The following is a 24,795-nucleotide window of genomic DNA, read 5'->3' as shown; positions in this document are numbered from 1 at the left end:
TATCGGCCAATTCCAGCCTCTTCCTCCCATGCCACGTCACCTCGGCATGCTGTGAAAGTCATCATAGTTCTTGCTGTTTGGAACCAAATTGCTACATATCAACAAGCCGTCGATACGTTGCATGCTGCCTACAAGCAACACCTTAGTTTGTTCCATCGCAATTTGAGGAAAGCGTCGGCGACGTAAATTACGGCTTGGCAACACATCCCTCGATATCACAAGGAGCTTTCATGAAACGCTTATTCACGGGTAGCCTGCTGTGCCTGGCATTTGCCGGTGGCAACGTCAGCGCCGCCGTCGAACCAACGGAAAAAGACGCCATCGCCATGGCCGAACGGGGCGCCGCCTTCATGAAGGCGCATGGCAAGGAAGAAATGATGAAGAAAATCACGGCGAAAGACCCGGACTTCGTGCAGGGCTCGCTATACGTGGACATGCGCGACATCAAGACGGGTATCGTGCTGGCCCACCCCATCAATCCTTCCATCGTAGGTAAGGATTTGACGGATGTGCCCGACGCGAATGGCAAGAAATATCGCCGTGAAATCATTGAGCTGGCGCAAAAGCAGGGCAAGGGCTGGGTCGATTACCAGTACAAGAATCCCACCAGCGGCAAGATCGAGCCGAAGACCACGTACATCCTGCGCGTCAACGATGTAGTGCTGGAAGCGGGGATCTACAAAAAATAAGGCAGGGGCGGCGCACGCACGCCGCGCGCCGCCTGCGCCTGGAACAGCCATAGCCGGGAGTCAAGCATGCTCAATCACTTACGCATCGGACCAAAATTATTGCTGGCGCCCACCCTGGTCTTGCTGCTGCTGATACTCAGCTCGACCGGCGCCTGGTATGGCATGGTGCGGCAAAATGCCTCGCTGGAAAACATGGTGCGGGTGCGCATCACGCATTTGAAGGCGGCCGCCGACGTACTCGGCGAGGCCAGGCAGGTGCATGGCAATATGTACCAGTTGCTGTCGTGGACGAATGGCAGCTTCGCCAAGGCCCGCCTCGATGCATTAGAGCAACAGATCAAGGCGCGCCACGCGGCCATCGGCACCCAGCTGGTCGCGCTGCGTTCCACGGCTACGGGCACCGAACGCACCCTCGTCGATGCAGCCATCGCGGCGCTGGCCGGCTATCGCAAGGCCGTGCTGGAAACCATGGAAATGGCGCAGATGGACCAGTCGATCGCCACCAATTCCATGCTCAAGGCGGAAACCCAATTCGGCCAGTTCAATACGCAGCTGGCGCAACTGTCGGCCCTGGAAACCGCCCTCAGCAGCCAGGCCCATGCGACGGCCAGTGCCGAGTTTCGCACCCTGGGCTGGAGCATGCTGCTGACGGTCCTGCTCTCGATCCTCGTCTCCATCGTGGTGACCATGCTGGTGCGCCGCGCCATGCTGGTGGAAATCCGCGGTATCGCCGACGCCGTGCAAGACCTGGCGGCGGGCAAGCTGACGGCCGGCGCGCCCAAGCAGGGCAATGACGAAATCGCCGCCACCTCGCGCGTGCTGGACCAGACCATTGCCCACCTGAACCAGACCTTGCGCACCATCATGGGCGCCGTGCAATCGATCGACACGGCCTCGCACGAAATTGCCACCGGCAACCTGGATTTATCGGCGCGCACGGAAATGCAGGCCAGTTCACTGGAAGAAACGTCAAGCGCCATGGAAGCGCTGACGCAAGCCGTCAATGACAACGCCGACAATGCCCAGCTGGCCTGCGAGCTGGCGGGGCAAGCCTCCACCCTGGCCGTGCAAGGGGGCGCGTCGATGCAGCAGGCGGTGACGACGATGGCGACAATACGCGCCAATTCGCGCCAGATCGTGGATATTATCGGCGTGATCGACGGCATTTCCTTCCAGACCAATATCCTCGCGCTGAACGCGGCGGTGGAAGCGGCGCGCGCGGGCGAGCAAGGCCGCGGCTTTGCCGTGGTGGCGTCCGAAGTACGCACCCTGGCGCAGCGCTCGGCACAGGCGGCCAAAGAGATCAAGACCCTGATCGCCACCTCCGTCACCACCATCGATGGCGGCAGCGTGGCCGTGCAGCAAGCGGGCGACAGCATGGGTGCCATCGTGGCCTCGGTGCAGCAAGTCAATGAAATCATCCAGCGCGTGAAACAGGCCAGCGCGGAGCAGGCGTCGGGCATCACGGAAGTGAATCAGGCCGTCACGCAAATGGATGATGTCACCCAGCAAAATGCGGCCCTGGTTGAGCAGGCGGCGGCAGCCGCGGCCAGTTTGCAGGACCAGGCCGTCAAATTGTCGGCGGCCGTGGCCGTTTTCACCCTGGACGAGCGCCCGGCCGCGCCGAGCGGCCCTACCGAAGAAGAAGCGTTCCGGCAACCGGCCAGTGCGCAACAGGAGCGGCGCGCACTGCATAGCCCGTTGCGCGGCAAGTCCGCCTTGCCCGGCGCAAACACGACGCCGCAGCGCCGCCGTAGCTAGGCGGCTGGCCCGCGCATCGGTTTACTGAGGTAGCGCGAGCCGGCCAGCACGAAACGCCAAGGCGTGTCCATCGCTTTGGAAATGCCGATGCGCGGGCCAGTGCGCACCGTCACTTCTTCCTCGCGGGGCAACAGCATGAACGGCGGTGCGTCGAGCGCCAGCCGGTTCTGCAGATGGCTCACACCGAGCGCCTGGCACACCTTGCCCGGCCCAGAGCACAGCAGCCGCGCATCCTCGACACCGCGCCGCTCGCGCATGATGTCGAGTCCCTCCACGGGTTCGATGGCGCGGATCAGCACGCCTGCGCCATGCCCTGCTTCCCGGCACACAAAGTTCAGGCACCAGTGGATGCCGTACGAGCGGTAGACATAGGCGTGCCCGGGCGGGCCGAACATGGCCGCATTGCGCGGCGTCATGCCCCCATACGTGTGCGAGGCCGGGTCCAGCCGGTCATACGCTTCCGTTTCCACGATGCGCCCGCCCACACCGTCGACCAGCACCGTCACGCCGATAAGCTGGTGCGCCACGCTGCTGGAATCGTCCGCAAAATCGATACCCGCAAGGATTTTTTTCATCCGGCAATTGTACTGCCGCGCATCCCGCCGCACGCCTTGCCCCGCCTTGAAAACAAATACAACTTGATATTTCCATCATGAATGTCGGAATGGACGGCGTCGTAAAATGACGAAAATCACGGCCGGACCAGGCCAAAACGGGGATTTTTTCCAGAATATATTGCAGATATGAACTATTGCCATGCATAAACAGCGATAATCGTCGGGCGCTGCGCCAGACGCTCATGAGGCGAGCAGCGGCAGCGCGCGACAAAATAAGCACCGGGCAAAAAAAATGATGATGAAAGCGTGATGATGAGAGCGGCAGCGCAAAAGCAGGTAGTGCAGGAAGATCCGGTTGACGCCTTGATGCGTTCCATCCGCATCCCGCCGCGTCCCAGCCTGCTGGTCGACTTGCAGCGCGAACTGGCGGAACAAGACCCGTCGCCGCGCCGCATCGCGCGCATCATCGCCGACGATGTCGGCATGTCGGGCGCCCTGCTGAAATTGGCGAATTCACCGTTCTATGGCGCCGCGCGCAAGGCCAAGTCCGTCGAGCAAGGTATCAACTTTCTCGGCATCAACCAGTGCAGCGCCATGATGACTGGCTTGCTGGCCCGCCAGGCGCTGGAAGCGGAAGGCGTGGAACTGACCAACTTCTGGGATGTGTCGGCCAAGCGCGCACGCGCGCTGGTATTTACTTCGCGCAAGCTGCGCATCGCCCCGCCCGACATCGCCCATACCTTCGGCCTGTTCTGCGATATCGGCGTGCCCTTGCTGATGAACCGCTTTCCCGACTACGTCAACACCTACGCGGCGGCGGCCAACGATGCGCACAATTGTTTTACGACCCTGGAAGACGCGCGCCACCAGACCAACCACGCGGCCATCGGCTGCTTGCTGGCGCGCAACTGGGGCCTGTCCTCCGACGTGTCCTGGGCGATCCTGCACCACCATGACTACACGGTGCTGGCGGACCCGTCCACGGACGACGCCATCCGCTCGCTCGTCGCCCTGTCGCTGCTGGCCGAAAAGGGCATTCAGCGCTACCATGGCAACAGTACCTCGCTGGAGTGGGACAAGGGCGGCGAACTTGCCTGCCAGCATCTTGGCCTGTCGCAGGAAGAAGCCGCCGACCTGCTCGACGAATTGCACGAGATGTTCGATACCGACCATTGAGGTATCAGGCGGCCGCGTCCGCCTGTATGATCTGTCCCGGCGCCTGGCCTGAGCCTCGGCGCCTGTTTCCGTTTACCTGACCCGTCTTTCTTAACCTGTTGATCGCCATGCCCAAAAATAAGCGTCCTGTCCCCCGTAAATCCGCCAACACGCCTGAAGACAAGGATGAATCCGTCACGCGCATGCTGTGCACGATGGCCCTGAACCTGGCGGAGCAGGAAGACAGCGAATCGCAGGGCACGGTGCTGGCCGAGCAAGCCGTGGAATTTGGCCGCCTGATCCGCAAGGCCCTGAATCAAAAGAAGGATGAAATCCTGTACGACGCCATCGAGCGTTCCAAATACGAAGACGTTGGCGCCTACCAGTATTTGCGCAGCCATATCGAGGAAGCGGCCTCGATTTCCGTGATCCGCCGCGAGAATGCCCCGGCGATGGAAATCAACGCCTTCGTCGTGCCCCTGCTGGTGCAAAGCACGGGCGGCCTGAAGGAAGCGGACAGCTTCCAGGACCAGGATGCTTTCGAAGCACTGGTGAAAAGTTTCCAGCAGGCAGAACTGGAAAGCGCCAAGGCCAAGGTGGTCCTGATGAGCCATGCCTACGACCTCGATGAAATCGACCGCATCACGTATAGCCATTTGCATGAAATGGTGCGCGATGCCTACTCGTCCATGACGGACAAGAAAATCGTTGCCACGCCGGGCCTGGAAAGCAGCATCGTCGGCTGGAGCGAAACGGCCTTCGGCCCGAAGGACACGGCGGTCGAACTGCGCTTCCTGCTGGGCTTTGCCTTGAAACGCGTGGACGACCCGTTCTATGTGGAACCGAAGGACGAAGCGGCGCTCGACGCCTGGTTCGACGCGCGCATGGCCCGCTACCAGCAATGGACGACGGAAGTGGGCGATCTGGTGAAACGCTGCCTGGCGCCAGCCGGCAACGCCCTGGAAGTGAGTTTCCTCTATCAGGATCTGTTCCACGGCGGCAAGGAACAAGGCATGAGCGAGTATGCGATGCTGCAGATGATGTCCGGCATCAACCATGCCTTGGAGGAAAACAAAGTGGACGCCGGCGATGTATCAGTCGTCGTCGGCCCGGCCGATGAACACGGCGAAATGCTGTTGCGCGTCAACGTCAGCACGGCGGGCGGCGAGCTGCTGCACAGCGCCGACAAGCCGCTGGACCTGGCCGCCGACCTGCAGGACGAAGTCGACGACATCTGCGATGCGCTGGCCACCATCGGCGTGACGCAACTGTCCGTGGCGCTGAAATTCGACGCCAAGGGACAGCCGCTGGAAGCGCAGCCGTACGCCCCAGCGTAAGCAACTGACTCACCTTATTACAACGGCTGCAATGTTTTCCATTGCAGCAACTTGGCGCCATACGCGAGCGTGTAGGCGGGGCTGCTCGACGGCAAGCTGACGATGCGGTAGCGCTGCGCATGTTCACCCAGCACCTTGATGCCCAGCTTCGCGGCCGTGCCGCCATTGAAGGCGATCGTTTGCAGTTGCGGCAGGCTGGCGGCCAGTGCCACCAGGTCGTTGTCGTCGCGTTCGCGGATATTGCTGTCCAGGCTGCCCGTGCGCTGCGCCTGCGCCACCACGTCCCACAGGCCCACGCCGTGCGCCAGCAAAGTGCTCAAGCGGGTCGCATAAGGCAGGCTGGTCAACTCCACGCCCAGCACTTCGCCCAGCAACATCCAGAACTTGTTTTGCGGGTGCGCATAGTACTGGCTGTGCGCCAGCGATTTTTCGCCGGGCAGGCTGCCCAGTATCAGCAGGCGCGTGCCGGCGTCGACGACGGGATCGAAACAGCGCTTGCGCGGGTCGGCGGCATGCTCTGGCAGGAAGGCTGGGCTATTCAAATGAGCGGTCCGAAAGGGAAAATGAAGGATCATTTTACCCGCCCACGCGACGGTGTAGAATTCCCGGACAACTATCCCTACACCAGAGACCGCCCATGCGCACCATCGACACCCTGCTGGCCCAGTATGGCGAAAGCCACCGCAACCATGTCAATGAATGGGTGCACATCGTGTGCGTGCCGCTGATTGTTTTCAGCTTGCTGGGGCTGCTGTGGAGCGTGCATCCCAGCGTGGCGCTGCTCGGCAGTATTCTGGCCTTATACTATTATTACAAGCTGTCGCACCCGTTTGCGGCGGGCATGCTGGTCATGCTGGCCGCCATGCTGGGCCTGCTGTTGCTCATGCCGCCGCTGACCATCCTGCCCGTGTCGCTGGCGCTGTTCGTGCTGGCCTGGATAGGCCAGTTCATCGGCCACCAGATCGAAGGCAAGAAACCGTCGTTCCTCGACGATGTGCGCTTTTTACTGGTGGGGCCGCTGTTCGTGCTGGGATTTTTGTACCGGCGCCTGCGGCTGGCGTATTGAGCGGCAGGTGGCCCCGTGGTCACACAGGACCGGTAACAGATTTTTACTATTCACAACTAGTTATCTGAGGCAAGTGTCCTTATGATAAGTCATCAACTGCCGGTCGACGCAATCGGCAACCAACTTTTGTCCAAGGGAGTCCTACATGAAAGCACCAATTATTGCATTGGCATTGCTCGCCACCCTGGCCGGCTGCGCCGTACAACCGAACTCGGCAAATGTCTACAATGCGCGCCAGGCGCAGAATGAACAATCGGTTCGCATGGGTACGGTTGAATCCGTGCGCCAGGTAACCATCGACAAGGGTGAAACGGGCACCGGCGTACTGGCAGGCGCGGCGCTGGGCGGCGTGGCCGGCTCGACTGTCGGCGGTGGCAAGGGCGCCATCGCGGCCAGCATCCTCGGCGCCGTCGCCGGCGGCATGGCCGGCAAGAGCATCGAAGCGAATGCCTCGAACAAGCCCGGCCTGGAAATCACCGTGCGCCTGGACAATGGCGACATGCGCGCCATCGTGCAAGACGCGGACGAGCTGTTCCGTCCGGGCGAGCGCGTGCGCCTGCTGTCCGATGGCCGCAAGACCCGCGTCACGCACTGATCCGTTTGCCGGCGCATGCGCTCAGCCGAAGGCGCCGGCAGCGAGCAAGGCAGAAGGGTGCAGCCAGATGGCAATCGCAGCCGTCACAAGGACATACACAAGCACGCTCCATACTTTGATCTGCAGTGAGGCTGGCATGGCCGTCCCCTTCCAAGATGCGATTTAGAAAATATTTACTTGATAATAAAGTAAATATTTTCATAAATTCAACATTTTCCAGAAGCACTGCGCTGGCTCAATGCCTGCCTGCGCATTTGCCAAACTCGACCGGGACGCGCGATGCCCGTATACTTGCGCGATGTCATCTCCTCTCCTGTTCATCATTGCCTGCCTGATCTGGGGCTCCACCTTCTGGGCCATCACCTTGCAGCTGGGCGATGTCGCCCCCGCCGTTTCCGTGGTCTACCGCTTCGGCCTCGCGTCCGCCACCCTGTTTGCCTGGTGCGCCGTGCGCGGCGACCGCTTGCGCCTGCCATGGCGCGCGCAAAAATGGATGCTGCTGCAGGGCCTGGCCTCGTTTGCCCTCAGCTATGTATGCACCTACAGCTCGGAGCAATACCTGGTGTCGGCCCTCGTCAGCGTGCTGTTCGCGCTGATGGTGTTCTGGACGCCGTTGCTTAACCGCATCGCTTTCGGCACACCGATCACCTGGAGCACGTGTTGCGCGGCGTTCGTCGCCATCTGCGGCATCGTGCTGCTGTTTTACCAGTCCATCGGCGCGGCGCTGCACGATATTCTCGGTGGCGGCAATGGCCATTTTCTGCTCGGCTTCATGCTGGCCCTGGTAGCCACCGTGTCCAGCACGGTGGGCAATGCCCTCGTCATGAAAGTGCGCGAACACTCCGGCAACGTGATGCTGACCATGGCCTGGACCATGCTGTGGGGCACCTTGATGGTGGCCGTCTGGGCCATCGCCACGGGACAGTCCTGGCAATTGCCCACGCGCCCCAGTTACTGGATGGGATTGGTGTACCTGGCCATCTTCGGCTCGGTGATCGCCTTCAGCGCCTATTTCACCTTAATCGCCCGCATCGGCACGCAAAAGACCGTGTACATCGGTGTCGTCACGCCCGTCATTTCCGTGCTGCTGTCGGTGCAGTTCGAACACTACCGGCCCGCCGCCATCGAATGGGTGGGCATGGTGCTGTGCCTGTCCAGCGTGGCCTGGGCCCTGACGTCGGGGGCGCGCAAGACGAATCCCATCGCTTCCCTTTCCACCACTCCATCCACAAAGGCAACATGAGCACCTCTTCCTCCCTCGCCATCCGTCCCGCCACCGCATCCGACGTGGCCGCCATCTTTGGCATGATCCACGAACTGGCCGTGTTTGAAAAACTCGAACACATGATGATCGCCAGGGAATCCATGCTGCACGACAGCCTGTTCGGCGCCCATCCCGCATGCGAAGCGCTGGTGGGCGAGGAAAATGGCGAAGTGGTGACGTTCGCCCTGTTCTTCCATAATTTTTCCACCTTCCTGTGCCGCAAGGGCTTGTACCTGGAAGACCTGTACGTGAAACAGTCGGTGCGCGGCAAGGGTTATGGCAAGCAGATGCTCGTGGCGCTGGCGCAACTGGCCGTCGAACGCGATTGCGGCCGCTTCGAATGGTCGGTGCTGGACTGGAATGAAAACGCGATCAACTTCTACAAGGGCATGGGCGCGGACGTGATGCCGGACTGGCGCATCTGCCGGGTCGCTGGCGATGCCTTGACGCAATTGTCGGCGGGTACGCCAAAGCTTGCCTGATTGGAGGGGAACTGTAAGCGTAAGTTCCAAAAAAAATCCCCGCGGGCTAGCGGCACCGCGGGGTGAACCCATTGTCAAGTGGGAGGGGGAGAATGCAATCAACGGTTATCAATATAAACGCTGCCGCTTGCCACGGCGCCGACCTTTACATTTGCTTACCGGGCCTTACATTTGACTTAAATCCGCTAACCAAGTGTCACCGAGTGTCGCTCGAAAGACACTGATTATTTCCGTGGTTCAATCAATGTGCCGTGCAAACCGATATGTTGTTGCGCAACCCCACTGCCACCCTGCGCATTTTTATAGATTTGGTACACTGTCAGGCAGGCGGTGCAGCCAGCAACCACGGCAAAAATGACCATGCGACGCTCCTTGAATATGCTTGAAGGAATCAGGGCCTGCGACGGCTGATGATGACCAGGCGAGCAGGGAAGATTCAGTGTGGCATCTTCGCTCTGGCGGGCATTGTGCAATGTCAAACACGCCAATTTGACGGGGTCATGGCATTTGATATGGCGCAAAGTGGCGGCATTCCGCTCACACAAAATGAACGCATCATTACGCACCTGGGAGCCACATCATGAATGTTTCTGCCAAACCGCTCGTCATGAAAATCTACCGCGCCTACCTGCGCTCCCGCCTGGAGCGTTACACGCGCGACTTGCAAGCCATCGCCGAACAGCGCGAGAACGACTTCCAGGCTGAACGCATCCTGCACCAGGCCGTCGTCTCGGTGCGCTCCAAACTGCACTCGCTGTAACCGTGATGCCGTCAGTGCTGCCGGCCGGCCACGGCCCAGCGCTCCACCAGCTCGAACAGACCTTGCGTCAGCAGGGCCAGCACGGCTGCGGGGATCGCGCCGGCCAGCAGCATGTCGTTGTCATTCAGCGCCAGGCCGATGGTGATGCGTTCGCCGTAACCGCCTGCGCCGATGAAGGCGGCGATGGTGGCCGTGCCCACGCTCATCACGGCCGCCGTTTTCACGCCTGCCAGCATGACGGGCAAGGCCAGCGGCAAGTCCACATGCAGCAGGCGGTCGCGCTTGTTCAAACCCAGCGCCAGCGCCGCCATGCGCAAGCCTTGCGGTACCTGCAAGATGCCCGTGCACGTGTTGCGCACGATGGGCAGCAAGGCATACACGAATAGGGCCACCAAGGCTGGCACCGTGCCGATCATGCCCAGCACGGGGATCAATATCGCCAGCAGGGCCAGCGACGGCACCGTCTGCAGCACGCCGACGAAGGCCAGCACCGTTTGCCGCAGCGGCGCCGAAAATGCCGCCAGCACGCCCAGCGGAATGCCGATCACGCACGCCAATGCCACCGACAGCAGCACCAGCGTCAGATGCTGGCGCGTCAGTGTCCACAAATCGTCGCCGATGATTTTATCGAGCAGCTTGCTGCGCGCGCCGGCCGGTTTGTTCGCCCGCGTGCCGGACGCCAGCCACTGGCGCGCCACGTCAGAAAAAGTCTTGCCATCGATTTCCACGGCCGCATTCATGGCGATCATGTCGCTCTCGCTGATACGCCCCTGCAAGCCTTGCAGCGCCAGCCAGGCGGCGGGAAAACGCTGCGGCACGTCGAGCCGGTACAGGAGCATGGCGTCGTAGCGGGGAAAATACTGCTGCGTGTCGGCCAGCACGCGCAAGCCGTACTGGCGTATTTTCGCGTCCGTCGAATAGATGTCGATCACGTCCACCTGCCGCTGCGCCAGCGCTTCATAGGCGATGCCGTGATCGAGCCCGCGCGGGCGCTGCGGCAAGCCATAGCGCGCGGCCAGGCCCGGCCAGCCATCGACCCTGCCGATGAACTCATGCGACAGGCCGAATGTCAGGGCCGGGTGTTGCGCCAGCTGCGCCAGACTGGCAATCGATTTTTCGTCGCTGCGCATGGCCAGCGCATACGTATTGTTAAAGCCCAGCGGCACGGCCACGCCCAGGCCCAGCGCCGCCAGTTCGCGCCGCATCTGTTCCAGGTCAATGGCTTTGTCGTGCTTGAGGATTTCGCTGCCGATGGTACCCATGTATTCGGCATACACGTCGATGCTGCCCGCCTGCAGCGCGGCCAGCACGATGGCCGTGTTGCCCAGGCCCTGGCGGTGCTGCGCCTTGACGTGCGGCGCGGCGCTCTGCTGGAGGATTTCGCCGAGAATATACGATTCCGTGAAACGCTTCGAGCCCACCTTCAGGGTGCCCCCATCCATGGCAAGGGAGGACATGGGCGCGGCGGCGAAGACCAGCAACAACAACAGGTAAACAACACGCACGCGGCGCTCCAGGACGGATGATCAATCCGGCAAGCTTACCACCGGCGCGCGCCAGACACCGCCATGCACCACGCCCGCGCACGGGTTCAGGCCCAGCGCATACGCCAGGTCGGCCGGGCGCGCGATGCGCCACAGGGCAAAATCGGCGCGCTTGCCCACCACCAGGCTGCCCGTTTCATGCTGCAAGCCCAGCGCGCGCGCCGCATGGCAGGTAGCACCGGCCAGCGCTTCCTGCGGCGTCAAGCGCCACAAGGTGCACGCCATGTTCATCGCCAGCAGCAGGGACGTCATCGGCGACGTACCCGGATTGCAATCGGTGGACACTGCCATCGGCACGCCGGCCGCGCGCAAGGCCGCGACAGGCGGCGGCTGCGTCTCGCGCAAAAAGTAATACGCGCCCGGCAGCAGCACGGCCACCGTGCCGTGTTGCGCCATGGCGGCGACACCCTCTTCCGACAGGAATTCCAGATGGTCGGCTGACAGGCCGCCGTAGCGCGCCACCAGCGCCGCGCCACCCAGGTCCGACAGCTGCTCCGCATGCAATTTGACGGGCAGGTTCAAGGCGCGCGCCGCCGCAAACACCCTTTCGGTCTGCGCCGGCGTAAAACCGATGCGCTCACAAAACGCGTCGACGGCGTCGACCAGGCCGTCACTGGCCAGCTGGGGCAGCATCTGCGCGCACAGCAGGTCGATATACGCGTCGGCCTGGCCCGCATATTCGGGCGGCAGCGCGTGCGCGCCAAGAAAGGTGGTGCGCACGGACACGGGCAGCTCTTGCCCGATGCGGCGCGCCACGCGCAGCATCTTCGCTTCGCTGTCCGCGTCGAGACCATAGCCGGACTTGATCTCCAGGGTGGTCACGCCCTCGGCCAGCAGCGCCAGCACGCGGGGCAGGCTTTGCCGCAGCAATTCATCGTCGCTGGCCGCGCGCGTGGCGCGCACGGTGGACATGATGCCGCCGCCGGCGCGGCTGATGTCTTCATAGCTGGCGCCATTCAGGCGCGCCTCGAATTCGTCGCTGCGGTTGCCCGCGTGGACGATATGCGTGTGGCAGTCGATCATGCCAGGCGTGAGCCAGCAACCCTGGCCGTCCTGCAGCACCGCGCCGCTGGCCGGCAGATCGTCGCCAGGGCCGAACCAGGCGATGCGGCCATCCTTGACGGCGATGGCCGCGTCGAGCAATTCGCCATAACCGTGTTCCATGGTGGCCAGGTGGACGTTGTGGATGACCAGATCCCAGTCTTGCATGGTGTTTCCTTCCTAGATGAACAGGTCGACGCACAATACGGTCGAACGCTGCAAGGCGTCGAGCCGCCATTCCTGCGCATCGTCAGCGTCCAGCAACAGCGCGTCATGGCGGGCCAGCGCGAACTGCTGGTCGCCGCCGCGGGCCAGCACGTGGCCTTCGCCGGCGACAAACAGCAAGGTCGCCGCGCTGCGCCGCACCAGCCGGCACGGGGCCGTGATTTTTTCCAGCTGGTGGCGGCAGCGGTCGCGCCGCGTCATCACATTGAAATCCGTCGTTGTCCCCTTGACTTGCGCCTCCACGACCGCCTCGCCGGGAAACCACAACATCGGTTGCACCGCGCTCAACGTCACCTTACGCGCGCCATCGAGCGTCAGCTGCACGCTGTCGCCATCGACCAGCATCAGGCTGCGGTCGATGCCGGGAAAGCTGGAAAACGGCCCGCTGGCCGTGATCGTCGCCAGGCTGATACGCCAGTCGAATTCCGTCAGGCCGGCACCGGGCGGAGAAATGGCGATTTCCATCGTGCTGCCGCCGCCGTTTTTCCACGGCGCGGCGCGCAGGCATTCCTGCGGGATGAAGGTCGCCATCAGAGTGCCCTCAATTGCGCCAGGGTGCGCTTGTAGGCGGTGGCGATGGCGTCCTGCGCCACGTGGCGCCCATCGCGCACCTGCCACTGGCCGCCGCACAGCACGTCGCGCACCAGGTTGTCGTTGCCGCAGAAAAGTACGCTGCCCAGCACATCGGCGATGGCCACGCCACACAGGTTCACATGCGCGTCGTCGAGCACCAGCAAGTCGGCGCGGCAGCCCGGCGCCAGGACACCGAGCTTGCGCCCGGCCGCCTGCGCGCCGCCCTGCAGGGCCGCCTGCCACAGGTAATCTCCCACGCGGCGTTCATCTGCCGTGGCGGCCACATTGCGTTGCTGCCGTTGCAGGCGCTGGCCATATTCGAGCCAGCGCAATTCTTCCACCGGCGACTGCGACACGTGGCTGTCGCTGCCAACGCCAAAATGCCCGCCGGCGGCGATGAATTCGGCCAGCGGGAACAAGCCGTCGCCCAGGTTTGCTTCCGTCGTCGGACACAGGCCCGCCACGGCGCCGCTGGCCGCCATCAGCGCCACTTCATCGGGCTGCACATGCGTCGCATGCACGAGGCACCAGCGCGCATCGACGCCGACCTGGTCGTACAAGTACTGCACCGGGCGCCGGCCGCAGTAGTCCAGGCACTGGCGCACTTCGCCCTGCTGCTCGGCGATGTGGATGTGGATGGGGCGGCCCGCGGGCAGCGCTTGCGCCACTTCGCGGATCTGCGCCACGCCGGCCGCACGCAGCGAGTGCGGCGCAAAGCCCACCTCCACCTGCCCGCCGCGCTGCGGCGCCAGCGCCTCGACGATGCGCAGCACATCATCCGCATCGGTGCGGAAGCGCGCCTGCTCGAGTTTGAGGGGCTGTGCGCCGAAACCCGCATGGCTGTACAGCACAGGCAGCATGGTCAGGCCGATGCCGCTGCTACGGGCCGCGGCCAGCACCCGTTCCGCCGTTTCGGCGGGACGCGCATACAGCGCACCGGCCGCATCGCGCTGCAGGTAGTGGAATTCGCACACGGCCGTATAGCCATGGCGCAGGCATTCCGCAAACAGCTGCGCGGCGATTGCCTCCATCTGCTCCGGCGTGATATGGCGCGCGAAACGGTACATCAGATCGCGCCAGGTCCAGAAGCTGTCCGGCCCATCACCGGCGACTTCCGTCATGCCGCCCAGCGCCCGCTGGAACGCGTGCGAATGCAGGTTGACCATGCCGGGCAAGACATATTCGGCCACTTCCACGCCGTTCGGCGGTGCAGCATTGTCGGTCACCGCCATCAAATCGCCAGCCGCGTCCCACTCCAGCAGCACGTCGCGGCGCCAGCCTTGCGGCAGCAGCGCGTGGAGCGCGAACAGCCAGCCGCTCAACGCGCCACCCATGCCACGGCCGCTTCCATCATCTGGCGCAGCAGCGGCTGCACCTTTGCCGCCAGGTCGGGCCGGTAGCCAAATGGCGCCGCTTCATCCATGCCAGGTTCATTCATGTACAGGCACTGGCACATCTCCAGCTGGATCGCATGCACGCGGCCGGCCGGCTGGCCGTAATGGCGCGTGATATGCCCGCCCTTGAAGCGGCCATTCAAGGCCACGGTAAAGGCATCCTGCGCGCGCGCGATATCGATCACCGCGGACGTCAGGCCCGCATCGCAACTGACGCCATCGGCCGTGCCGAAATTCAGGTCGGGCAGCTTGCCGTCAAAGAAGCGCGGCACGCGCGAGGCGATGGAATGGGCATCCCACAGCACCACGGCGCCATGCACGCGCAGCATGCGGTCCAGTTCCGCGCGCAGCTGCGCATGATACGGCGCCCAGTAGCGCTGCAAGCGCTGTTGCACGTCCTGCGCATCGGGTTCGCGGCCGGCCAGGTACAGCGGCTCGCGGTGAAAGGTATCGTTGGGCAGCAAGCCCGTCGTATCCTGGCCCGGATACAGATTCGTGTCTTCCTGCGGGCGGTTCAAGTCGATGGTGTAGCGCGACCAGCGCGCCGACAGCACGGACGCATCCATCTCCTGCAAGAAGCCATACAGCTCGCGCAAATGCCAGTCCGTGTCGGCCTTGATCAAGGCCTGCGGCGTCATGCGCGCGGCGATATCGTCGGGTATGTCGGTGCCCACGTGGGGCATCGACACCAGCAGCGGGATGCTGCCTTCGTTGAAGCGGAAATCCATGCCTGTCTCCTTGCTCCCGCTCAAGCGTACAGCGGGGCGAACAAATTCTTGCACGTGCTGCTCAACTCACCGTGCAACACCATCTGCTTGGCCGCTTCGATATCCGGCGCGAAGAAGCGGTCGGCGTCGAAGAACGGCACCTTCTGGCGCAACTGCTGGTGTACATGTTCGAGGTGCGGCGAGGTTTTCAGCGGACGGTGGAAATCGATGCCCTGCGCGGCGGCCAGCAGTTCGATGCCGACGATGACGGCCGTGTTGTGCGCCATATCGTCCAGGCGGCGCCCGGCAAACGTGGCCATGCTCACATGGTCTTCCTGGTTGGCCGATGTCGGCAGGCTGTCGACGCTGGCCGGATGCGCGAGCGACTTGTTTTCCGACGCCAGCGCGGCCGCCGTCACGTGGGCGATCATGAAGCCGGAATTGACGCCCGGATCGCGCACGAGGAAGGGCGGCAGGCCGGACAGGGTCGCATCGATCAGCAGCGCGATGCGGCGCTCGGCCAGCGCGCCGATTTCGGCGATCGCCAGCGCCAGCGTGTCGGCCGCAAAGGCCACCGGCTCGGCGTGGAAGTTCCCTCCCGAGACGATTTCCGCCTGGCCGTTGGGACCGTCCTGGAAGATCAGCGGATTGTCCGTGACGGCGTTGGCTTCGATCAGCAGGGTGCGGCCTACATTGCCGATCAAATCGAGGCAGGCGCCCATGACTTGCGGCTGGCAGCGCAGGCTGTACGGGTCTTGCACGCGCTCGTCGCCTTCCAGGTGCGAGGCGCGGATCGCGCTGTGCGCCACCAGCTGGCGGTACATCTGCGCGGCCAGAATCTGTCCCGGCTGCCCGCGCACGGCATGCACGCGCGCGTCGAACGGCGAGTCGCTGCCCTTGGCCGCGTCGAGCGACAGCGCGCCCGTGACCATGGCCGCTTCCAGCAGGCGCTCGGCCATGAACAAGCCATGCAGCGCCAGCGCGTTCGACACTTGCGTGCCGTTGATCAGCGCCAGGCCCTCTTTCGCTGCCAGCACCACGGGGGCGATGCCCGCCTGCGCCAGCGCTTCGGGCGCCGGCATCAGTTCGCCGTTGACGCGCACGTCGCCCACGCCCAGCATGGCCAGGGTCATGTGCGACAGGGGCGCCAGATCGCCCGAAGCGCCGACGGAACCCTTGGCGGGAATGGCCGGCATGATGCCCGCGTTGTACAGGGCGATCAGGGTGTCGACGATCAGCGGGCGCACGCCGGAATAGCCGCGCGCCAGGCTGCCGATCTTCATCAGCATGATCAGGCGCACGACGGCGTCGGACAGCAGCTCGCCCGTGCCGACGGAGTGCGACAGGATCAGGTTGCGCTGCAATTGCTCGAGTTTTTCATCTGGGATGCGCGTCTTGGCGAGCAGGCCGAAACCCGTGTTGATGCCATACGCCGCATCGCCCTTGGCGACAATGGCTTGCACGGCGGCGGCCGACGCCTCGATGACGGGATAGGCTTCGGCGGCGAGGATCAGTTTGGCCGGTGCGGCCCAGACGGCGCGCAGGTCGCCCAGTGTCATCGCGCCCGGTTTCAGGGTCCAACTTTTGGAGTGCTGTGTCATAGTCATTCGCGTCTAAGTCTCAAGGAAGCATGGGAAGAATCAGGCCGTTGCGCTTGGCGCAGGCGGCCGCTGTTTCGTAGCCGGCATCGGCATGACGCATCACGCCCGAGCCGCTGTCGTTGACCAGCACTCTAGCCAGGCGTTTCGCCGCGCTTTCCGTACCGTCGGCCACGATGACCATGCCCGCATGCTGAGAATACCCCATTCCCACGCCGCCGCCATGGTGCAGCGAGACCCAGGTGGCGCCGCCGGCCGTGTTCAGCATGGCGTTCAGCAGCGGCCAGTCGGAAACGGCGTCCGTGCCGTCCTTCATGCTTTCCGTCTCGCGGTTCGGGCTGGCGACGGAGCCCGTATCGAGGTGGTCGCGGCCGATGACGATGGGGGCCTTCAGTTCGCCCGTGCGCACCATCTCGTTGAAAGCCAGGCCGGCGATGTGGCGCTCGCCCAGTCCCAGCCAGCAGATGCGCGCCGGCAGGCCCTGGAAGGCGATGCGCTCGCGCGCCATGTCCAGCCAGTGGTGCACCTGCGTGTGGTGCGGGAACAGCTCCTTGATCTTCGCATCCGTTTTATAGATGTCTTCCGGATCGCCCGACAGGGCCACCCAGCGGAACGGGCCGCGCCCTTCGCAAAACTGCGGGCGGATATACGCGGGCACGAAACCGGGGAAATCGAAGGCATTCTGCACACCCTGGTCGAACGCCGCCTGGCGGATGTTGTTGCCGTAATCGACGGTGTGCACGCCCATGGCGTGGAAATCGAGCATGGCCTGCACGTGGGCGGCGCAGGAGTCAGAGGCCGCCACCGTCAAGCGCGCATGGCGCTGCGGGTCTTGCTGCGCCGCCTTCCAGTCCGACACGCTCCAGCCACGCGGCAGGTAGCCGTTGACCAGGTCATGCGCGGACGTCTGGTCCGTCACCAGGTCGGGCACCAGGCCGCCCGCTTTCGCGCGGCGCACCAGTTCCGGCAGCACTTCGGCCGCGTTGCCCAGCAAGCCAATGGAAATGGCTTCCTTGCGTTCGGTGTGGTATTTGACCAGTTCCAGGGCTTCGTCCAGGCTGGCCGCCTGCTTGTCCAGGTAGCGCGTGCGCAGTCGGAAGTCGATACTGCTTTGCTGACATTCGATATTGAGCGAGACGGCGCCCGCCATGGTGGCGGCCAGCGGCTGCGCGCCGCCCATGCCGCCCAGGCCCGCCGTCAATATCCAGCGCCCGCCCCAGTCGCCGCCGAAATGCTGGCGGCCCGCTTCGGCGAAGGTTTCATACGTGCCCTGCACGATACCCTGCGTGCCGATATAGATCCAGCTGCCGGCCGTCATCTGGCCGTACATGAACAGGCCCTGGCGATCGAGTTCGTTGAAGTGTTCCCAGTTGGCCCATTTCGGCACCAGGTTGGAGTTCGCGATCAGTACGCGCGGCGCGTCCGCGTGGGTCTGGAACACGCCCACCGGCTTGCCGGACTGGATCAGCAAGGTCTGGTCGTCTTCCAGTTCGCGCAGCGAGGCGAGGATCTGGTCGAAACAGGCCCAGTTGCGGGCCGCGCGGCCGATGCCGCCGTAGACGACCAGGTGCTGCGGATTTTCCGCCACTTCCGGGTCCAGGTTATTTTGCAACATGCGGTAGGCCGCCTCGGCCTGCCAACTCTTGCAAGCCATGACCGTACCGCGCGGGGCGCGGATGGTACGGCTGGCATCAAAGCGTGGATCGGTGTCCATTGTGCTGTTCATGCTGTCTCCTCGTAGGGTGCGAGCGGGCATACTTGGCCCACTACGTGGCCCGCTCTGGTGCTCCCAGCATAGGTTGTCTATACAACCAAGTCAACAGATTTTTGCAAGCGAAAACAGTCTACTTTTTCTCGAACACGCGCTTGCCCGCCACCCACGTTTGCAGCACCTGCGTCTTGCCGATGGCCTTGGGTTCGACCTTGAACAGGTCCTGGTCGACGACGATGAAGTCCGCCCACTTTCCCGCTTCCAGGGTGCCGATGACCTTTTCCTGGTGCGCCGCCCACGCCGCGTCGAGGGTGAAACAGCGCAGCGCCTCCGTCACCGTCATCGCTTGCTGCGGATACCAGCCGCCGGCCGGGAACCCCTCGCTGTTTTGCCGCGTGACGGCCGCGTGGATGCCTTCGAACGGGTTCGGCGACTCGATGGGAAAGTCCGATCCGCAGGCGATGCGCGAGCCTTGCTTGAGGAAGGTGCGCCACGCATACGCGCCCTTGATGCGCTCGTGGCCCACGCGCTGCTCCGCCATGTTCTGGTCCGAGGTAGCGTGTGTCGGCTGCATCGACGGCACGATGCCAAGGCTCTTGAAACGGGGGATGTCGCTCAGTTTCACCACCTGCGCATGCTCCATGCGGTGGCGCAGGCCCACGCTGCGGTATTGCGCGGTCAAGGCGGCATAGCCGTCGAGAATCTGGTGGTTGCCCGCGTCGCCGATGGCGTGCACATTCACCTGGTAGCCGGCGCGCATGGCTTTTTCCATCTTCGCGCGCATGGCGTCATCTTTGAAGAACAGCAGGCCGCTGGTGGACGGATCGTCACTGTACGGCGCCAGCAGGGCCGCGCCGCGGCTGCCCAGGGCGCCGTCGGACAGCAGTTTCACGGCGCGCAGGGCGTACAGGTCGCGCGCATAACTATTTAAGGGGCCGTTTTTCGACAGCGCGTCAAAGTCGTCCGTCGTGTCGGCAATCATGCCGTACACGCGCACCGTCAGCTTGCCATGGTCCGCGTAGTCGCGGAACAGCCGGTCCTGCATCTGGCCGATGCCCGCATCGTGCACGCTGGTCAGGCCCACCTGCGACAGCTGCGCCAGCGCGCCATCGAGGGCGGCGCGGTTTTCCACGTCGCCGGGCTTGGGCAGCACGGCGTCCATCAAGTCCATGGCATTGTCGACCAGCACGCCGGTGGCATTGCCGTCCGCATCGCGTTCGATCTTGCCGCCCGCCGGATCTGGCGTATCGCGCGTGATGCCGGCCAGCGCCAGCGCGCGGCTGTTGGCCCAGCCCGCGTGGCCGTCGACCCGGCGCAGCCACACAGGCCGCGCGCTTTCCGCCGCATCGAGTTCCAAAGCCGTGGGAAAACGCCCCAGCTTCCAGATTTCCTGGTTCCAGCCATTGCCGACGACCCAGCTGCGATCCGGATGCGCGCGCGCGAAGTCGCCCACGGTCTGCACGGCGGCCGGCAGCGAGGACGAACCGTACAACATCACGCCGCTGGCGATCGTCCCCAGGCCGAACACGTGGCCGTGCGCGTCGATCAGGCCAGGCAGCACGGTTTTTCCCTGTACGTCGACGTGGGTCGCGCCCTTGGCCGCCTTGCGTTTCACTTGCGCGGCGCTGCCGACGGCGAGCAGTTTGCCAGCGTCGTCAAAGGCCAGCGCCTTGAAGCGCACCACCTTGCCGGCTGCGTTGAGCGTGTAGCCGTTGGCGTTATCGATGACGGTATCGGCATGGGCGTAGACGTGGGTCAGGGCGCCCAGGCAGGCGAGAACGAGCAGGGTGCGGCGCGGGGTCGGCATTTCCATCTCCAGGTCTTGAATAAAAAGACGAGTGTATAGAAATTAGCAAAATGGTCAATCAGGCAGCGTGAGGCTCCCTTACCATCAGCCAGTAATCGCAGCCCGTGACAGCTTCCGCGTACCGCCCCGCCACCACGAAGCCCAGGCGGGCATAGAACGGCAGGCTGCGTTCGTTATACGTCTCCAGGAAGCACGCGGCGCCGGCCGCATCGACGGCCGCCAGGCCAGGCGCAAGTACGGACGCGCCCAGTCCCCGGCCCTGTGCTGCGGGATCAATGCCGGCGATCGACAGATACCAGGCGTCCTGCAGACCATACGGCGCCAGCGCGTGTTCCATGTTCCAGACGATGGCCGTGAAATGCGCGAAGCCCTGCTCTCCCAGCAGCACGCGCAACGCTGCTTCCCGCTGCGCATACGCGGCCTGGCGCAGTGGTGCCGGCGTATCCGTGGTCCAGATGGCCGCGCCATTGCCGACCGCATCGGCCAGGTCGACGCGGCCCGCCTGTTCGCCCTCGGCCAGCGCCAGCGCAAAGTAGGCTTCCAGCATCGCCAGCCGCGCCACTTCGTCCTCGCCGCACGCCACCGTGACCGTGCGGTAGAACGGGTCGCCGACCAGGGCGGCGGCCAAGCTGCGGGCGGTGCGGGAGGCTTCGATGTTGGATGGACTGGACATGGGGACTCTTTCTTCTCATTGAAACGCCCGGCATCTTAACGCAAGCGCGCAGGCCTTGCGCCCAGTCAATACTTGCAAGGCTCCACAGGTCTACGCTGAGGTTTTCAGGTGGAATACCCCATGGCCAGGCACCATGTCATCAGCACCACCGCGTGCGACGTGTTCTTCAAGCTCGTGGCGCACCAGAAGAGCAGCCTGGGCGCGCGCTTCGACAGCATGATCGTCACCTTCAGCGCCGGTGGCCAGCCCGTGCTGGGCGCCACCCTGCGCAACGCGACAAGCGGCTGCGAACTGCACCGCCTGGCCGGCCAGCCCGACGAATGCTGGTGCTGCGGTTATGACGAGCAGCTGGAATTCGTCTCGCAAGCCGACGTGCCGCTGGCGCACGCCGACTACCGGCTCACCTTGAGCAATGGCGAAACGTGGACGGGGACGACGGATGCCAGGGGACGCACGGGGCGCGTGGCCAGCAAGCAGGAAGCGCAAATCACCCAGGCCGAATTCCTGCCGCACGCGGATAAATCGCCATGCTGCGCCGCCGCGCAAAAACACGCTGCGCCAACCGTCAAGGTCGTCCAGTTGGAAGGCATCAAGACGACCGACAAGGATGTCGGTTCGTCCGTGAAACAGGTCAAAGTGAAGGACAAGGTTCGCCCGCTGACCAAGGGCGAGATCGACATGGCGTGGATGCTGTTCCAGGATGCGATCGACTACGACAAGGTCAAGGTGCATGGGGAGCCGTATCTATGGTTTGGCTTGCAGCCCAAAAATGTGGCCATGACACCGGATGGGGAGATGTATTTTCATGAGTCGGAATTCCGAAAGGACTTCTCAAAGGAGAAACCAAGGCCAAAAAAACTGGTTCATGCATGAAATGGTGCATGTTTGGCAGCATCAATTGAATTATCCAGTAGCGATACGGGGACTTGTCAGGCTAGGTTTGGATTACAAGTATGTGCTACTTCCGAAGAAAAAATTATCAGACTACAACATGGAAGCCCAGGGTGATCTGCTCGCCGACTATCACACATTGAAGTACTTAAAAGATCCAGACGCAATGCGTCAACCTAAATATCAACACTCACTAAAACTTTATGAAGAGGTACTACATGAGTTTTTTAAAGATAGGAAAAGCAAGGCAAATCTGCCTGGCCGTAATGCTGAGCATGAGCCTTTGTTTGACATACCATGACGCTTTCGGCATGTCCCGCATGGCATACGCGGAAGTACAGCTAAAAAATGGCACTCCCTGTTTCTCTATTTCTGAAAAGGAAGAAGCGCGTAACGGGGTTCCGCAGATTAGTGCGGTCGTACTGACAGATGTATCCGTCAAGCCAGCAGTCAAAGTATGGTCTTTTCTTTTACCGGGCGCAGCGACTATTCCTGTGCATGCCAAGTTCTGTCTTCTGTATGGAGTTGCACCAGCAACAGCAGAGGTCAAACCACCCAAAGCCCCGCCACTGAAAACGGGGCGCATGTATGACGTCTTTCTGAACGGTGGGCCAGCCGATCCATCGGACCCTACTCGCGGTTACGTGGGGAAATTTTGCTTAATCACCAGCATCTCCGGGGAGCGAAAAATTCTCCGTATCGACAGCGATAGCCAAGCCTGGATAGATGAAATCTGTCCAGAACATTCGCTCATCAGATAGTGCGAGGGTCGCCATGCCATATCGTCACACGCTGCTATTCCTGCTTGCCACCCTGACGGCTATCGATGCCTCGGCGTGGTCGCGCATCGCTGATGCCCTCATTCACTCTGTCAACGGCATGCCCTGCTTCTCCATTACAAAAAAAGAAGAGGCACGCAATGGCCTGCCATTTCTTGGCGCACTCATGGTTTCTGACATGTCCGTGCAACCGGTAAAGGAAGTATGGGGGTTCTCCCTACCGCCAGACATGCCCTTATCCATCCGTGCCAGCACATGCATCCGCTACGGAAACGTGCCTACCGGTGCGACGGGCATACGCGCTGGAAAGCTGATACCCGGACATTTCTATAGCGTATTCCTGAATGGCCGCCCCAAAGATCCATCCGATCCAACCTATGGCTATCAAGGAAAATTCTGCGTGAAAGCTACGGCTGCTGGCGGTCAGCAAGTCATTCCTATTAGCAGCGACATGCAGGAGTGGCGCACTGAAATCTGTCCATCCCATCTATCACACCCATAATTCGACGTTATTTATCTTCCTCCCCCCGCTTCGCCGGCGCCCTGAACCACTGCTCCGGCGGTACCACATGCGACTCTTTCGGGTCATCGATGTAGTGCGGCGAGGTGATCTGCACGTCGAATTCGTTGAAGACGTCGATGATGTTCTGGTGCAAGCGGTTCAGTACTTCGGCACGCTGGCGGGGGACTTCGGCGCTGGCGTAGGCGACGAGGCGGTATTGCACATAATAATCCTGCAGGGCCAGCTGCATCACGTACGGTTTTGGCGTGGTCGACAGTTCCGGCGTGCGCGAGGCGGCCAGTTCCAGCATGGCGTGCACTTGCCGCCATGGCGTGGCGTAGCCGATGGTGACGGTGGCGTCGAGCACGAAACCGCCGCCGGGCTGGGCGCGCGAATAGTTCTTTGTCGTTTGCGACATCACCCACGCGTTCGGCAAGGCGACCTCTTCGCCCAGGCCCGTGCGCAGGCGCGTCTCGAACATGCCCACGTCGACCACGGTACCCTCGCTGTCGCCCACGCGCACATATTCGCCCTTGCGCAGGGCGCGCGTGTACATCAGGATCAGGCCGCTGGCGCCCTGGCCCACGATGCTCGACGCGCCGATCGACACCATCAGCCCCACCAGCACGGACAGGCCCTGGAAGGCGGCCGTGTGCGAGCCGGGCAGATACGGGTACGCCATGGCCAGCGCGAACAGCCAGATCACCACGCTGGCGATGCGGCGCGTGGGCAGGGCCGTGTCCTTGTCCAGCCAGCCGATTTGCAATTCTCCGCTTTCCACGCGCTTGAACAGCGAGGCGGCCGTGGCGGCGATCAGGCGCGCGATGGCGAAGATGACGCAGACCAGCACCAGTCCCGGCAAGGCGCCGATGATGGCGTGGAAGACATCGGCGGCCACGTCGAACAGATAACCGCTCAGGCTTTCGCCCCAGGAACGCGTGTAGGGCAGGCGGCCCAGCACGAAGGCGGCCCACAGATAAGTGGCCATCAGACGCAAGCCCCACAGCACGGCGCTCAGCAGTTGATAGGCGAAGGCGATGTAGTGCTCCGCGTCGAGCACGCGCACGTTTTTCAGGCGCACGTCGCGCAGGCGCGAGGCCAGCAGGATGCCGCTGCGGCGCTTGGCCCAGCGGTAAAAGCGCGTCAAGCCCAGCCACACCAACCAGAACACGAGGGTGGCGGCAGCGCACACGGCGGCGGCGATCGCCAGGTAGCGCCAGCTGCTCTGCTCGCGATAGTCGAGTACGGCCTTGCTCAACTCGCCGGCCGCCGTTTTCGCCACGCTTTCTGTCGTGTCCCCGGCCAACTGGTTGACGTCGCCGGGCACGACGACGAACAGTTGCACGCCATCGAGCAGCACTTGCGAGCCTTCGGGAATCATGCGCGTGCTCGTCTGCAGGGGGCCATTCTTCGCCAGCACGCCTTCCAGGCGGCGCTGCGCGCCAACGGCGCGTTCATCGGGCGGCTAGCCGGCCAGCGCGGCGCGGAAGACAAATACCTTGCGGTTGGCAAACATCAGCGGCGCCGTCCTGGCCGCAAGCTGCGACGGCGCCACGGCGGACGCGGCCTCCGCAACGAGCGCGGGCACGCCCTCGTCCGCATGGGCTGCGGGCAGCAAAAACATGGTCAACAGGCATAACAGGCGGAGCAACGCGGACATGGCAGAAAAGAAAGAGTGACAAGG

At 63.1% G+C, this 24,795-nt stretch carries 27 protein-coding genes; 13 read left to right on the top strand and 14 right to left on the bottom strand.

Annotated features, from left to right (window positions below):
- Positions 1-230 precede the first annotated feature (230 nt).
- Together SJI03_RS01720 and SJI03_RS01715 are read left to right on the top strand one after the other, a co-directional pair.
- Complete coding sequence (locus SJI03_RS01720; RefSeq protein WP_099376434.1) at positions 231-689, top strand: cache domain-containing protein; 459 nt, start codon at positions 231-233, stop codon at positions 687-689.
- Positions 690-755: 66 nt separating this feature from the next.
- Positions 756-2,450 carry a methyl-accepting chemotaxis protein gene (locus SJI03_RS01715; protein ID WP_322426054.1) on the top strand — a complete coding sequence of 565 codons (1,695 nt, stop codon included), beginning with the start codon at positions 756-758 and terminating at the stop codon, positions 2,448-2,450.
- Here the strand turns inward: SJI03_RS01715 and SJI03_RS01710 are convergent.
- Positions 2,447-3,025, bottom strand: coding sequence for a DNA-3-methyladenine glycosylase (locus tag SJI03_RS01710; RefSeq protein WP_322426053.1), 579 nt, complete (start codon positions 3,023-3,025; stop codon positions 2,447-2,449). The genes SJI03_RS01715 and SJI03_RS01710 overlap by 4 nt on opposite strands.
- Before the next feature lie 291 nt (positions 3,026-3,316).
- On the opposite strand from SJI03_RS01710, the gene SJI03_RS01705 reads away from it, so the two are divergent.
- Both SJI03_RS01705 and SJI03_RS01700 read left to right on the top strand, forming a co-directional pair.
- Positions 3,317-4,183 carry an HDOD domain-containing protein gene (locus SJI03_RS01705; RefSeq protein ID WP_070254599.1) on the top strand — a complete coding sequence of 289 codons (867 nt, stop codon included), beginning with the start codon at positions 3,317-3,319 and terminating at the stop codon, positions 4,181-4,183.
- 107 nt (positions 4,184-4,290) lie between these two features.
- Complete coding sequence (locus SJI03_RS01700; protein ID WP_322426052.1) at positions 4,291-5,499, top strand: hypothetical protein; 1,209 nt, start codon at positions 4,291-4,293, stop codon at positions 5,497-5,499.
- A gap of 17 nt (positions 5,500-5,516) precedes the next feature.
- On the opposite strand, the gene SJI03_RS01695 is transcribed toward SJI03_RS01700, so the two are convergent.
- Entirely contained in the window at positions 5,517-6,041 is a 525-nt protein-coding gene (locus SJI03_RS01695) for a DNA-deoxyinosine glycosylase (RefSeq protein WP_322426051.1), read from the bottom strand.
- A gap of 95 nt (positions 6,042-6,136) precedes the next feature.
- Here SJI03_RS01695 and SJI03_RS01690 point away from each other — a divergent pair, with 95 nt between their 5' ends.
- The 4 genes from SJI03_RS01690 (at position 6,137) to SJI03_RS01675 (ending at position 8,906) form a co-directional block, all read left to right on the top strand.
- A complete protein-coding gene (locus SJI03_RS01690; protein WP_322426050.1) occupies positions 6,137-6,565 on the top strand; it encodes a DUF962 domain-containing protein in 429 nt (142 codons plus the stop codon).
- 145 nt (positions 6,566-6,710) lie between these two features.
- Positions 6,711-7,160, top strand: coding sequence for a glycine zipper 2TM domain-containing protein (locus SJI03_RS01685; protein WP_099376429.1), 450 nt, complete (start codon positions 6,711-6,713; stop codon positions 7,158-7,160).
- 298 nt (positions 7,161-7,458) lie between these two features.
- The gene (locus SJI03_RS01680; protein ID WP_322426048.1) at positions 7,459-8,403 is read left to right on the top strand and encodes a DMT family transporter; all 945 of its coding nucleotides are present in this window, start codon (positions 7,459-7,461) and stop codon (positions 8,401-8,403) included.
- Positions 8,400-8,906 (top strand): GNAT family N-acetyltransferase, encoded by a 507-nt coding sequence (locus SJI03_RS01675; RefSeq protein WP_099376427.1) that lies wholly within the window; start codon positions 8,400-8,402, stop codon positions 8,904-8,906. The genes SJI03_RS01680 and SJI03_RS01675 overlap by 4 nt, the downstream gene beginning before the upstream one ends.
- A 224-nt stretch (positions 8,907-9,130) precedes the next feature.
- On the opposite strand, the gene SJI03_RS01670 is transcribed toward SJI03_RS01675, so the two are convergent.
- Positions 9,131-9,472 carry a hypothetical protein gene (locus SJI03_RS01670; RefSeq protein ID WP_322426047.1) on the bottom strand — a complete coding sequence of 114 codons (342 nt, stop codon included), beginning with the start codon at positions 9,470-9,472 and terminating at the stop codon, positions 9,131-9,133.
- A 14-nt stretch (positions 9,473-9,486) separates the two neighbouring features.
- On the opposite strand from SJI03_RS01670, the gene SJI03_RS01665 reads away from it, so the two are divergent.
- On the top strand, positions 9,487-9,666 hold the full coding sequence (locus SJI03_RS01665) for a hypothetical protein (protein WP_034746290.1): 180 nt from the start codon (positions 9,487-9,489) through the stop codon (positions 9,664-9,666).
- A gap of 11 nt (positions 9,667-9,677) precedes the next feature.
- On the opposite strand, the gene SJI03_RS01660 is transcribed toward SJI03_RS01665, so the two are convergent.
- The 9 genes from SJI03_RS01660 to SJI03_RS01620 all read right to left on the bottom strand — a co-directional run bounded on the left by SJI03_RS01660 (position 9,678) and on the right by SJI03_RS01620 (position 20,939).
- Entirely contained in the window at positions 9,678-11,123 is a 1,446-nt protein-coding gene (locus SJI03_RS01660; protein WP_322426423.1) for a glycine betaine ABC transporter substrate-binding protein, read from the bottom strand.
- A gap of 69 nt (positions 11,124-11,192) precedes the next feature.
- Positions 11,193-12,419, bottom strand: a complete 1,227-nt coding sequence (gene hutI / locus SJI03_RS01655) for an imidazolonepropionase (RefSeq protein WP_322426046.1) — start codon at positions 12,417-12,419, stop codon at positions 11,193-11,195.
- Positions 12,420-12,431: 12 nt separating this feature from the next.
- Entirely contained in the window at positions 12,432-13,007 is a 576-nt protein-coding gene (locus SJI03_RS01650; RefSeq protein ID WP_322426045.1) for a HutD family protein, read from the bottom strand.
- The gene (locus SJI03_RS01645; protein ID WP_322426044.1) at positions 13,007-14,383 is read right to left on the bottom strand and encodes a formimidoylglutamate deiminase; all 1,377 of its coding nucleotides are present in this window, start codon (positions 14,381-14,383) and stop codon (positions 13,007-13,009) included. Before SJI03_RS01645 ends, SJI03_RS01650 begins: the two co-directional genes overlap by 1 nt.
- On the bottom strand, positions 14,368-15,171 hold the full coding sequence (gene hutG / locus SJI03_RS01640) for an N-formylglutamate deformylase (protein ID WP_322426043.1): 804 nt from the start codon (positions 15,169-15,171) through the stop codon (positions 14,368-14,370). The genes SJI03_RS01645 and hutG overlap by 16 nt, the downstream gene beginning before the upstream one ends.
- Before the next feature lie 20 nt (positions 15,172-15,191).
- Positions 15,192-16,751 carry a histidine ammonia-lyase gene (gene hutH / locus SJI03_RS01635; RefSeq protein ID WP_322426042.1) on the bottom strand — a complete coding sequence of 520 codons (1,560 nt, stop codon included), beginning with the start codon at positions 16,749-16,751 and terminating at the stop codon, positions 15,192-15,194.
- A 19-nt stretch (positions 16,752-16,770) separates the two neighbouring features.
- The gene (gene hutU / locus SJI03_RS01630) at positions 16,771-18,474 is read right to left on the bottom strand and encodes a urocanate hydratase (protein WP_322426041.1); all 1,704 of its coding nucleotides are present in this window, start codon (positions 18,472-18,474) and stop codon (positions 16,771-16,773) included.
- Between the two features lie 118 nt (positions 18,475-18,592).
- On the bottom strand, positions 18,593-20,266 hold the full coding sequence (locus SJI03_RS01625) for an amidohydrolase (protein WP_322426040.1): 1,674 nt from the start codon (positions 20,264-20,266) through the stop codon (positions 18,593-18,595).
- Between the two features lie 58 nt (positions 20,267-20,324).
- On the bottom strand, positions 20,325-20,939 hold the full coding sequence (locus SJI03_RS01620; RefSeq protein WP_322426039.1) for a GNAT family N-acetyltransferase: 615 nt from the start codon (positions 20,937-20,939) through the stop codon (positions 20,325-20,327).
- Between the two features lie 120 nt (positions 20,940-21,059).
- Here SJI03_RS01620 and SJI03_RS01615 point away from each other — a divergent pair, with 120 nt between their 5' ends.
- The 4 genes from SJI03_RS01615 to SJI03_RS01600 are packed head-to-tail and all read left to right on the top strand — an operon-like array spanning position 21,060 to position 23,111.
- The gene (locus SJI03_RS01615; RefSeq protein WP_322426038.1) at positions 21,060-21,812 is read left to right on the top strand and encodes a hypothetical protein; all 753 of its coding nucleotides are present in this window, start codon (positions 21,060-21,062) and stop codon (positions 21,810-21,812) included.
- On the top strand, positions 21,805-22,131 hold the full coding sequence (locus SJI03_RS01610) for a hypothetical protein (protein WP_322426037.1): 327 nt from the start codon (positions 21,805-21,807) through the stop codon (positions 22,129-22,131). The genes SJI03_RS01615 and SJI03_RS01610 overlap by 8 nt, the downstream gene beginning before the upstream one ends.
- Before the next feature lie 10 nt (positions 22,132-22,141).
- Positions 22,142-22,591 (top strand): hypothetical protein, encoded by a 450-nt coding sequence (locus tag SJI03_RS01605; RefSeq protein WP_322426036.1) that lies wholly within the window; start codon positions 22,142-22,144, stop codon positions 22,589-22,591.
- A gap of 13 nt (positions 22,592-22,604) precedes the next feature.
- Positions 22,605-23,111 carry a hypothetical protein gene (locus tag SJI03_RS01600; RefSeq protein WP_158301072.1) on the top strand — a complete coding sequence of 169 codons (507 nt, stop codon included), beginning with the start codon at positions 22,605-22,607 and terminating at the stop codon, positions 23,109-23,111.
- 7 nt (positions 23,112-23,118) lie between these two features.
- Here SJI03_RS01600 and SJI03_RS01595 read toward each other — a convergent pair whose 3' ends face one another.
- Positions 23,119-24,531, bottom strand: coding sequence for a mechanosensitive ion channel family protein (locus SJI03_RS01595; protein ID WP_322426035.1), 1,413 nt, complete (start codon positions 24,529-24,531; stop codon positions 23,119-23,121).
- 45 nt (positions 24,532-24,576) lie between these two features.
- Positions 24,577-24,771 carry a hypothetical protein gene (locus tag SJI03_RS01590; RefSeq protein WP_322426034.1) on the bottom strand — a complete coding sequence of 65 codons (195 nt, stop codon included), beginning with the start codon at positions 24,769-24,771 and terminating at the stop codon, positions 24,577-24,579.
- Positions 24,772-24,795: the final 24 nt, after the last annotated feature.

Source organism: Janthinobacterium sp. GMG1 (assembly GCF_034427795.1).
Lineage (GTDB): Bacteria > Pseudomonadota > Gammaproteobacteria > Burkholderiales > Burkholderiaceae_D > Janthinobacterium.
Note: the sequence above shows the minus strand (reverse complement) of the source record. Positions and strands in the feature narration are given on the sequence as shown.